Source organism: Sulfurimonas sp., assembly GCF_016744025.1.
Lineage (GTDB): Bacteria > Campylobacterota > Campylobacteria > Campylobacterales > Sulfurimonadaceae > Sulfurimonas.
In genome coordinates, this window is record NZ_JADGFC010000086.1 from 1 (window position 1) to 11466 (window position 11466).

At 30.7% G+C, this 11466-nt stretch carries 9 protein-coding genes; 1 reads left to right on the forward strand and 8 read right to left on the reverse strand.

Annotation, left to right across the window (positions count from 1 at the left end; translation table 11 throughout):
* Nucleotides 1-82: 82 nt before the first annotated feature.
* The 6 genes from QZZ48_RS11165 to QZZ48_RS11190 form a co-directional block, all read right to left on the reverse strand.
* Complete coding sequence (locus QZZ48_RS11165) at nt 83-1099, reverse strand: hybrid sensor histidine kinase/response regulator (RefSeq protein WP_294965725.1); 1017 nt, start codon at nt 1097-1099, stop codon at nt 83-85.
* A gap of 42 nt (nt 1100-1141) precedes the next feature.
* Nucleotides 1142-1702 (reverse strand): hypothetical protein, encoded by a 561-nt coding sequence (locus QZZ48_RS11170; RefSeq protein WP_294965728.1) that lies wholly within the window; start codon nt 1700-1702, stop codon nt 1142-1144.
* Nucleotides 1703-1722: 20 nt separating this feature from the next.
* Nucleotides 1723-2403, reverse strand: coding sequence for a hypothetical protein (locus QZZ48_RS11175; protein ID WP_294965730.1), 681 nt, complete (start codon nt 2401-2403; stop codon nt 1723-1725).
* Nucleotides 2381-2746 carry an STAS domain-containing protein gene (locus QZZ48_RS11180; protein ID WP_294965732.1) on the reverse strand — a complete coding sequence of 122 codons (366 nt, stop codon included), beginning with the start codon at nt 2744-2746 and terminating at the stop codon, nt 2381-2383. Before QZZ48_RS11180 ends, QZZ48_RS11175 begins: the two co-directional genes overlap by 23 nt.
* A gap of 72 nt (nt 2747-2818) precedes the next feature.
* Nucleotides 2819-4705, reverse strand: a complete 1887-nt coding sequence (locus QZZ48_RS11185) for a WecB/TagA/CpsF family glycosyltransferase (RefSeq protein WP_294965735.1) — start codon at nt 4703-4705, stop codon at nt 2819-2821.
* A gap of 46 nt (nt 4706-4751) precedes the next feature.
* The gene (locus QZZ48_RS11190) at nt 4752-5864 is read right to left on the reverse strand and encodes a glycosyltransferase family 1 protein (protein WP_294965737.1); all 1113 of its coding nucleotides are present in this window, start codon (nt 5862-5864) and stop codon (nt 4752-4754) included.
* 116 nt (nt 5865-5980) lie between these two features.
* Here QZZ48_RS11190 and QZZ48_RS11195 point away from each other — a divergent pair, with 116 nt between their 5' ends.
* The gene (locus tag QZZ48_RS11195; RefSeq protein WP_294965740.1) at nt 5981-8311 is read left to right on the forward strand and encodes an ATP-binding protein; all 2331 of its coding nucleotides are present in this window, start codon (nt 5981-5983) and stop codon (nt 8309-8311) included.
* A 3-nt stretch (nt 8312-8314) separates the two neighbouring features.
* On the opposite strand, the gene QZZ48_RS11200 is transcribed toward QZZ48_RS11195, so the two are convergent.
* Both QZZ48_RS11200 and QZZ48_RS11205 read right to left on the reverse strand, forming a co-directional pair.
* Nucleotides 8315-10675 carry a glycosyltransferase family 4 protein gene (locus QZZ48_RS11200; RefSeq protein ID WP_294965742.1) on the reverse strand — a complete coding sequence of 787 codons (2361 nt, stop codon included), beginning with the start codon at nt 10673-10675 and terminating at the stop codon, nt 8315-8317.
* 149 nt (nt 10676-10824) lie between these two features.
* The coding region (locus tag QZZ48_RS11205; RefSeq protein WP_294965745.1) for an RloB family protein at nt 10825-11466 on the reverse strand (642 nt) is incomplete at its 5' end.

An 11466-nucleotide genomic window follows, 5' to 3' on the forward strand; every position in this document is an offset into this window, starting at 1 on the left:
TCTTTGTTTTTGGTCGAATAAGATTAGCAGATTATCGATTAATCCTATCTTTCAACTTACTTTCAAAAAATTGCACTTGATTTTAGAATTGGCGAAGTATAAAACTCGTTATGTCGTCTTTTGATTCTACTTCTATGTCTATATTGTATTTATCACATATTTTTTTAACTATACTCAAACCAATTCCAAGTCCCATAACACTATGATCTTCACGGTAAAGCTCATTAAAAAGCTTTTTAGAATCTTTGATTTTTTTTGAATTGTTAGATATTAGCAATTTGATTTTTTCATTAAAAGGAGCTATCTCTATTTTAATTATACTATCTTCATTTGCATATTTTATTGCGTTGGAGAGTAGGTTGTCTGTTAGCCTTTCAAGTTCTGTAGGATTTATTTTTATCATAGGTGAATCAATTTCAGAACTTATTGTGTATTGGAGCTTTTTATTATCCAACTGAGGCTTATAGATTTTAATCCTGTTTTGTAAAAAAGGTTCCAAATCTATCCATTGAGAAGGGTAACTGCGAACTTCTTTTTTTATAGCATAATACATATCTTCATATATAGAGTGAAGAGATTGTACTGAAGCTTTAATATTTTGAAAATGTTCGTTATCTCCTTGTTCAAGTTCTAAAAGAGACAGAGAACTTTTAATGACTCCAAGAGGTGTATAAATCTCATGAAAAGATTCTTTAAGAAGTATATTCATCTCTTCGAGCATATAGTGCTGTTTTAGGTGAGTCTTAACTCTGGCTGCAACTTCAAGTGTGTTAAATGGCTTTGTTATATAGTCAACTCCACCAACTTCAAATGCTTTTATTTTACTTTCAATATCATCTAATGCAGAGAGAAATATTATGGGTATATTGTTAGTCTCAGGCTCTTTTTTAATTGTTTGGCAAACTTCATATCCATTCATATTAGGCATGATAATATCAAGTAAAATTAAATCTGGAACCTTGATTTTAATGAGTTCCAATGCTTCTGCTCCAGATTCTACACATTCTATTTCTGCATCTAAGTCCATTAGTATCATTGTTAGTACCTCAAGATTATACTGAGTATCATCAACAGCAATTATATATGGCTTACATTTCATTCATTTTCCTTAAAAGAGTATATTTATAATAACATTAATATACTACAAATATTCTAAAATGTTTTCACTACTTTTAAATAATTTATCTGCTTTCTTTTTTTGTTTTGAAACATATTTTTTATGCATCTCTTTTACAAAAGAATCTATCATTTGTGTATTTTTTTCTATTGATATGTTTCTTTCTTGTAAGTCGCGTAGAAGTCTTCTTTTAATCCTAGTGTCTTCATCTATATCTAAGTACAATTTTATACTACATATATCTCTTATTTTCTTTTCATAATATGGATATAAACCTTCTAATATTAAAATTTTTACATTTGATTGAGTTCTTATTATTGTACTTTCTTTTGTAACATAGTCATAGCTTCGTACTTGCATGTTCCCAGTAGATAAGAACTCCTTTAAGTCATTATATAACAGGGTCATGTTAAATGCTTTTGGATGATCATAGTTATCAAATTTTTCAATATTTTCATTTTTATAATAATTATCCATTGACACAATTTCAACATTTGCATTAAAACGTAAAGTGTAGATCTTTTTCATGGCGTAAGAGAGTGTAGTTTTACCAGACCCAGTTCCACCTGCTATAGCTACTATCATATCTTCATTCCTCTAAAGCATTAAATTTTCAGGCAAATTCCATCATGAGCTAAGCTTTCTCTTTTTTTAATATCAAATAAATTTGATTCAAATAGAGCTTTGTCTTTTAAGTAGAGTTTTGTAGTTAAATGTATATTTTGGCTAATGTGAGAGTTCTTTAGCGTCGAGCCATTTTTAATGAGACAACCTTTGTCTATTACGCTGTCTTGTATTTCTACACCTTTTTCAATAGTGCAATTATCACCAATAATTACAGCTCCCAAAAGTTTAACAGATTCATGAATGTAGACATTCTTACCAATATGTATATTTTCTGATTTTCCATAACCAACTGATGAGCAGTAGTTTAATGGATTATAAATCAGCTCTTGCTCAAAAGCTAATATATCATTCATGTTTTGAAAACATCTGTAGTCACCATTATCTAAAAAAATTCCAATGCCATTGTACATCTTAGTATTTTCAACTATAATTTTTTCTTCTGATGAGTTCTGGTATACTAACTTCACTCCATATAAATCCTGAAATGTTTTGATTTTATTATTGTCTATAATGTTGCTAGACGTATAGATATAAAGTCCATCATAGGCTTTATATCTAGCCCATTCTAACCAGTATTCAATTATTTCTTTTCCTGCGATACTCATTACTTGTAAATTAAAAATTTCAAAGTTGGTATCAACTGCTATACATAATTTCATAATCTTCTCCGTAGAACATATTTGTTGCATCTTTGAGTGTTTTTTTAACCATATAGAGTCTATCAGTTTGAAATATTTCTAACATCATCTCAGGTTGAGCATTTAGACCACTTATAATCATTTCACAAGCGCTGTTAATGCCAACTACATAGATTTTTTGCAACATTTTAACTGCATCTGCATCTATGTAGTTAAGATATCTAAAACTAAAAATAAATGCATATGTTTTACTAATGTCATCATTTAACATATTTTCTACTTTTTCTAAATCATTCTTATTTATTGAACCAATAAAATCATAGATTATGTATTCATCATTATATTGTCTTTGTATCTTTAACATGACGTACTCCTTCTTTTATTTTAAAGTCTACAATGAATATTTGCAAATAAGTTGCAAACATTCATAATCTTTTTAGTAAGCACCTTTATGAGAAAGTACTGCTGGGATTGTTGCAAATAAAATCTTTATATCTGTCCACAAACAACATGTAGAGATATATTTTTTATCTAAATCAACTTGCTGTTTAAAGGGTATCTCACTTCGTCCTGATATTTGCCAGTAACAAGTTATACCTGGAACAATATGTAAACGTTTAAGATCATCACTTACATACTCTGCTACTTCTGAAGGAACAGGTGGACGGGGACCTACTAAGCTCATCTCTCCATTTAGAACATTAAAAAGTTGTGGTAACTCATCTATACTCCATTTACGTATAAATTTACCTACCTTAGTTATACGAGGATCATTTTTAATCTTAAATATTACACCATCTTTAGATTCATTTGTATCAGATAACTCTTTTTTTAATGCTTCTGCATTTTGAATCATAGAACGAAATTTGTACATATTAAATAATTTTCCATTTCTACCAACTCTTTTTTGATGGAATAAAACTGCACCCTTACTCTCAAGTCTTATTAGTACGGCTACTGTGAGAATAAGTGGAGACAAAAGTAATATGGCAACAGATGAAGCACAAATATCTAAAATCCTTTTACTTACCGGATAAGAGTAATGACTAATAAATGAGATATCAGGTAAAAATGAAAATACTTCTTTCTCTTCTACTAACTCATGATATTTTTTTAAAGATTCACGCTTTTGTTTTTTGTCCCAATAATATGTTCGTATTAAAAATAGTGGATTACCTATGATATAACGATTAAATAATCTTTGTGGTTCTTGCATTAAACGAAATGTCCACTCAAGTCCAATTTCTCTTATCCATATAGGAGCTCTGGGGATATTTCCAGAGTAAAAATCAAAAAGACCTCCCACTCCAATAACTACAGGAGCACATATGTTTTTAGAATTTTTTTGTATCCATTCTTCTTGTAGTGGAGCACCTTTAGCTACAAATACTATGTCTGCTTTAGAGTGATTAATCATATTTATAACTTCATTGTTATGAATATCATAACCATTAATTGCACCTACAATCTCTAAAGATGGAAACTCTTTTTGTACTTTGTTTTTCATTTGATTTGCTACACCGTCCTTAGCTCCATAAAGAAAAATTTTCAATCCTTCTTCTTGTGCCATATGACAAATAAATGGAAACATGTCTGTTCCATTTATATTTTGCTTAAGTGGAGTGTTCATCATGTTACAAGCCATCTTTATACCGCTTCCATCAGGAAGTACAAACGAGTTTTTTTTCAATATACTTCTTAAAGATGGATTAGAATAAGTTTTGTTCAAGGTATCTGCATTAATAAAAAAGATGTTTGTTTTTTTTCTATTATTTACATTTGTTTTTATAAGCTCTACAGCATTTTGCATGGTAGTATTTATAAAAGATACGCCCATTAGATTTATACGACGCAGATATACTTTTTTTGTAGATGAAAATATTAAAGCTATTAAAAATTTTATACACAACTTCATATCATATAGTGCGCTTGTATTTTGTAAATACTCGTTATCTGTATCTTCAACAGATAAGTGATTTATTCCGCTTAAAGATCGAAGCGTATATAGAGATAAAAGAGCAGGAAGAATTTTATTTTGAGTTTGTTCATTATAAATATTTGTTCCAACTAAGGAGACTTTTTTTTGTAGTATATCCTTACTCAATGGTAGGTATTTTACTAAAGAAAAAGTTGTGTTGAATATTTGCAGGTTGATTCCATGTCCAACACTATAAGGTGAGTAAAGATTTTTTTTATAAAATATTGATATTAACTTCATCATAGGAAGAACCAGTATATAAAGTAGATAAAAACTAAAAACCAAAGATGACTCAGTAACTCTTTTGCTTAGTTTGGTTCTTGTTGTGTGTGTTAAAGTTTTCATGAGATACTCCTAATTTTGAGTAGTATCACATATCTTATTGCAATTATTATGCAGAGTTAGCAATCTTTTGGATGATTTTTGCATGTATCTTCCAGTCAAACTTTTTAACTTGCTTATAACCCATCTTTTGCATATTTTGTCTGTATTTTTTGTCTTTTAATATCTTATGCATAACCTCAGAAATATTCTCAGCTGATTCAGGATCAAAATAAAGTGCGGCATCTCCTCCAACTTCGGGAAGTGAAGAAGTATTAGATGCAGCAACAGCTACACCACTTGCCATTGCTTCAGCTACAGGAATTCCAAAACCTTCATAAAATGATGGAAATACAAATACAGATGCATTACGATAGTAAAGCGGTAACTCACTGTTTTCTACATACCCTAAAAATTTAATCCGTTTAGCATCTAAGGAAGAATCAGCATATTCATGAACAGCCTGTGCTCCATTCCAGTCACTACCTATAAGACAAAGGTTATACTTGTCTTTATAACTAAGTGGTAGTTTTTCATAAGCTTTAATTAGATTTAGATGATTTTTTCCAGGATGCTCTATTCTTGAAACATAAAGTATGTAGGGCTTTTTTACTTTTAATAAATCTTTATCTAAAGAAGTTGCTGGTGCAAAATAATCCTTATTTACTCCATTGTAGTTTACAGTGAGTTGCTCTTTTTTCATGCTGTAGTGTAGAACCATATCATCAGCTGTGTTTTGACTTACCGTAAAAATTTTATCTGCTCGTTTTAAAAAAAATGGGATTACGCGTTTTATATAAAACATACGAAATATATCGTATTTTTTTCCTACGTTAAACTGCGACAAATCATGCATTGTTACAAGTGTTTTTATTGGGTAAAATGACATCAGGCGACGGTTTCCAGCTGGAAGAAGCATCCACTCATATTCATCTTTATTTATCTTAAATGGTAATATAAAAAGATGCCAAAGGACACTATGTAAAGGTTTTTTTAAATGAGATGGAACAATTTTAAAAGAAATTTTGTCCGATATCCCCTCAAAAAATTTAACCTCGTCTTCATTTACAATAATATCAATGTACATAGTTTTGCTTAGTTGGGAAACTACATTGTCAATATAATTGGCAATGCCAGACTTCCCTCCATCATACGCTAATGCGCTAATAAGTACTTTTTGCATAACATCTCCTTAATTTAATTTCTCAGTATAAAGAAATAGTTTGCAAAATTGTTGCAAACTGTTAATTTATACTTTATGATATAATTTATAAAACGACTTAATAGGGAATGTTACGCATGCAAAATCATAATATGGATGATTTGTTAAAAAATTTTTGTATTACGCAAGAAGATATTTTATCACTTCAAGAATTAAAAGATAGGCTTCCGATATTAAGTAATATATTGATTGACAAATTTTACAACGAGTATTTAAAAGATAAAAAAGACTTAGTATATTACTTTAGATATACAGACCTAGATCAATTGTTAAATACTTTTAAAGAGTTTATTGTCTTTATTTACAGTAGTCCCTTTGATCAAAACTACATAGAGCGTGTTTGTAAGGTTGGCTATGTTCATTCATCTTTAAAACTTGAGAGTGCCAAAGTAAAATATGGTTTTTTTGGAATAAGTCAGCTCCTAAGTAGGATGTCAGGGATTGATCCCTTAGTCAATAAAAATTTTGCATTACTGTCTAAAATATTAGCGTTGGTAGAGTACTTGGTAGTTGATAGTTCTTATTATAAAACCAATATATCGGAAAATAATGTTTCTCAAAACTCGTCTATCTGGATGCTAGATAAAGTATATAGTGTGTTCTCCATTCATAAAGAAAACTACTCAAAGATAGAAACATTTATGAAAAGTGACAAGAGAGATTTGTCTGAATTAAACTCTATTACAACCGATTCATCAGAGTGTAAGTTTCATAAACTTTTAGAAAGTTTTGACACGCAGTCCGAACTCCTTAATGCTTCGGGTATAGACATAAAAGAGCTTACTAGACTACATGTAAAATGGCACTCATTAGTAACAGAGTTCAAATCTTTTAAAGAAGATGAGCTAAAACAAAAAGAACTTTTTGAAAAACTGACATTGACTACAAATGAGTTATATGAATTTATGGATAGACCTCTAAAAGAGTTTTCAACAAGTGGTTTTTTATCTTTAAATGCAGGTTTAAAAGCTATAAGTTCTATTAACAATGTATTTTCACAACATGATCTTATTTTAAGTTCAGAAGTAAATATTAGTGCTAATGTAATCCAAAGTATAAAAGAAAGTCTGCAAAGCACTCTTGCTTGGGCAATAGAAGATATAAAAATAGATACAAAAGAATTTGATCTTGAAGAGTTTGATTTAAAAAAGATTATTAAATACAGAAAGTTTAATTTCTACATAGGTCTTTCACTTAAATCTTTAGCAAATAAACTATACCTAAAAGAGATACTCATTTTACTACTTGAAGCACTTGAACTTAACTTTTCCATAAAAGAGCGTGAACTATCACTCATGGGATACGTGGACAAAGCCGAGAGTGCAAACCACGCTAAAGATGTATTTTTATCTAGTATGTCTCACGAGTTAAGAACTCCTTTGACTGCGGTTAATGGCTATTCTGAAGTGCTGATGCTTCGTCCTGATACACCAGATAATATAAGAGAATACATAAAAAAAATCAATATTGCAGGAAACAACTTACTAGAACTTGTAAATACCATTCTTGATTTTGCTAAATTAGAAGCTGGAAAAATGAAGTTCAATCCTACACTTAGCAGTGTTTACTTAATACTAAAAGAGGTAGAGACACTAAGCACACCGATGGCTTTGAAAAAAAATATATCATTAAAAGTAGTCTTGGACTTGCATCTATACTTGCTCTTAGATGCTAGACTCTTTAAACAAGCGATTTTAAACTTAATAAGTAATGCCATAAAATTTACGCCAGAAAACGGAAAAATTTCTCTAACCATAAGTTATGAAGAGAAGAGAAAAGAGTATGTTTTTTCCATATGTGACACGGGCATAGGAATTTCAAAAGAAGATCAAGGAAAACTGTTTCAGTCCTTTGTTCAAATAGAAAATGTTTATCAAAAAAGTACATCAGGTACTGGTCTGGGTCTTATGTTATGTAAAAAAATTATAGAAGGACTACACAAAGGAAGAATATGGGTAGATAGTGAACCTGATAAGGGAAGTTGTTTTCATGTAAGCATACCAACTCCAAACCCAATCATAAACTCTTACTCTGTAACAAATGCTCCAAAAGATGCTAAGCATCTACTCATAGTGGAAGATAGTCGTAAGTTTAGAGAACTCCTTCAAACTTACTTGCAAGATAAATTTAAACTCACATTTACAGAAACAAATAATGGAGCCAAAAATCTGCTCATTGCAAAAAAATTCGATATGATTATATTGGATTTTTATTTAACTGATGGGATAAGTTCAGAGGTATTAAACTATATGGATGAAGAAGATATAAATATTCCGATTATAGTTATGTCCTCTGAAGATGATTTAAATGTTGCCCATACTATTTATGGAAATAACAATTTAGAAGGCATCATTAATAAGCGGGATATAAAAGAGTTTTGCCAAGTTTTAAATCCAAACTTACAATAGGAGCTATTTAGATTTTAGAACACTTTTATATATAAAATCTAAATCTTTAGCAATATGTTTCCAATCGTATTTTTTTACATCTTTGGAAGCATTTTCTACCAACATATCTTTTAAATCTTTTTTATCTAAGAGATAAGTAATGTTTTCATATAGTTCATTTTTGTCACCATTTTTAAAAAGTAGTCCATTTTTGTTATGAGTAATGATTTTTCCTATTCCACCAGTAAGAGAAGCAACAACAGGAGTGCTTGCCGCCCACGATTCAAGTATAACCATGCCAAAAGGTTCATGACGTGATGGCAGTACTAATATCTCAGCCTCTCTATATGCGTCTACAAGAAGCTGATCTTTTGGTGTTAAATTTTCAACGAAAGTAATAGTAGAGTTTAAAGAGTGCTCTTTTATAAAACTTTTTAATAAAATGAAATAGTCATTATCAGACACTGCCCCTAAAAGTACTAGATGCAAGTCATCGTACTTGTGCGACAACTCTTTAAATACTTCTAAAAGAAGAAGCTGGTTCTTTTGAGTGTCTATTCTTGCACTGCAAAGTATCATCTTCTTAGATGCAGGTATATTGTAGCTATCTTTAAAAGAAGTGTTTTCACTTTTTCTAAATTTATCTATATCTACACCATTAGAAATGTAATGCACTTTTTCACCATAGCGTTTATGAGCTTGAACATACTCCTCTTTTGATAGTGTTATAATAGCTGTTGCATCATCTAAAACTTTTCTAGAACCAAATAATAAGCCCAAAATCTTACCCCACTCAAAACCATTTTTTAGCTGTTCTTTACGGTGTTTGACCTCGATTTGGTTGATGTTGAAATATCCTCCGTGAAGAGTTATAACATATGGGATTTTTCTGTACTTTGCTACGCTTCTTACTATGGAACCCATTCTCTTTAGAGTATGAAGATGAATAAGGTCTATATCTTTTTTGCGCAATAGTGCAAACAAAAGAGAGAAGCTAAAGAGGTTCCCTCCAATGGCGTCAAAGGCATCTATATGTTTTTTATTAAGTCCAAAAAATGGGTAAAAATAATCAAACCGTTTTACGACAACAGAGCCAATACTCTCTTGCGGGGTCTTATCTAGAGCTTTTGATGTGTAGATGCTAGAGTCATAACCTAGTGGTTTTAAAGCATTTGTACTGCTGATAACCACAGTCTCAGTTCCGCCCCATGAGCTTTGTGTAAAACGTCTTGGAACATGCATGAGTGCTACTTTTGATTTGGATGAGTTGTTTATAATATCCTCTAATTTTTTTTGAAAGTTCTCATATGAAAATGTAGCTAAAATCTCTTCTTGTAAATCTTTGGCAAGTTCTATGCGGTAGGTTTTCTCGCACATAAGTTTTTTTATACACGCACTCATGTCTTGCAAGTTTTGAGCTATATACTCTTGGTCTTTTAATCTTGTAAGACCCTCCATACCAAGTGGCGTAGTAACTAAAGCTCGTCCAGCTATGGCACACTCAATGACTCTGGTGTTTGTTCCAGATGCTATGAAAATAGGAAGCAGTACAAAACTACTCTTTAAAATGGCGGACTCAATTGAGTCTACTTTTCCTATGATTTTTATGCGTTTATGTGTTGAGCCATTTAAAGCTTCGCAGTTTTTCCCTACTACGTGAATCTCGTAGTCGTAAAGTTCTAGCTCATCTTTGATTCTCTCATAAAGCTCGGTCTCTATATATTTGTATGCATCTATGTTTGCTGTTGAGTCCATTACTCCAAAAAAGAGAATGACCTTTGCATCTGCATCTGAGACCTCTTTGGGTTTTATGTCAGTTGTGTTTGGCAAGTACTCTATTTTAGCAGATACATGTTTTTCTTTTATCTTAAAACACTCATCTTCATTTGAGAACAAAATAGTAAAATTATTTTTATATAGAGCTTTCTCATAAAAGAAAAGTTTAACAGACTCAAATAGATAGTATCTGTTCTTTAGTGATCTTTTTTTCTGCCAAGCCTGTTGCATCAGACGAGACAAAATAAGGTCTGCATCTATGATGATGTTTAGAGATGCAACTGCTCTTTTAGCAAAAACAGCAAGTGAGCTAAAAGCGATAGTACGAATAAAAAGTTCTTTAATCTCATGCTCTTTTATAAAAGTCACAAACATATTTAAACTCTCTTGTGAAAACTCTGCTATAGCTTGTGGAAGCAGATGATTTGTCTTTTTTGCAGTGTAGAGCTCTAGGTCGCAAGAGTGTTTTGTATGTGTGTTTGAGTCGTTAATGATGCAAGTAAAAACTTTAGAAGTGTTTTGCAAACTCTTATGCAAATATCTACTTCTGTTCTTATCTCCACCCATTGAATTTTCAAACTCTCTATCAACATATAGTAAATTTTTCATCTTAATTCCTCTAATTGTTTAAGATTATTTTACAGTTAGTTTTTGCAGAATGTTTGCATGGAGGTGGGAAAAGTGGAGATTTATTTACAAAAAGGTAATCATTAAGTGTAATGGTTGAGTACACGGATAGCTTACTATTTTATATTAGATTATGTTGCCTTGAGTTTTTCCAAAGACTCAACAAGTTTATAAATAGTATTTGAAGGGTTATCATTAAATGGATCAGGGCATCCATTTATATCTGTAAAATGTTTAATCAGATTCTTAGATCTTTTAATAGCTTCACTTTGCTTAGATTTAACTATTTCATAAATAAATTCATTATTCTTTTCATAGTCAATCATAGTGGTAAGTTTTTTATTTAATTGCAATCGGTTAATATATGCGGTTTGCTCTTCAAAATGAAGTAATATCCATAACTCATAAGCTTCATTGGCATAAGCAACATTAATATTTAAAGCTTTTGCACTTGCAATAGTGCCGTTAAACTCTGATTTTGAATAACTATCTTTATCAATAACAATCCACTTTTCATCGAAATTAGAATCTTTTAATAAATGAACTTTTATAGCTCCAAGAACTTTCATTGGATTTGTTCCAATATGTTTAGCAAAAGTAACTTTACCTCTAAGTCCATAATCTTTTATCATTTTTGTAAAATAAAATCTTGAAGACTTTGTATCTTCACAAGCGATAAGAACTCTTTTTGAGATACTCTTTGTTTTTTTAATAGTTCTTTTTCTTTGAGCTTTTGCTATCTTATGTCTATCTTCAGTTCCCATTGTCAATAC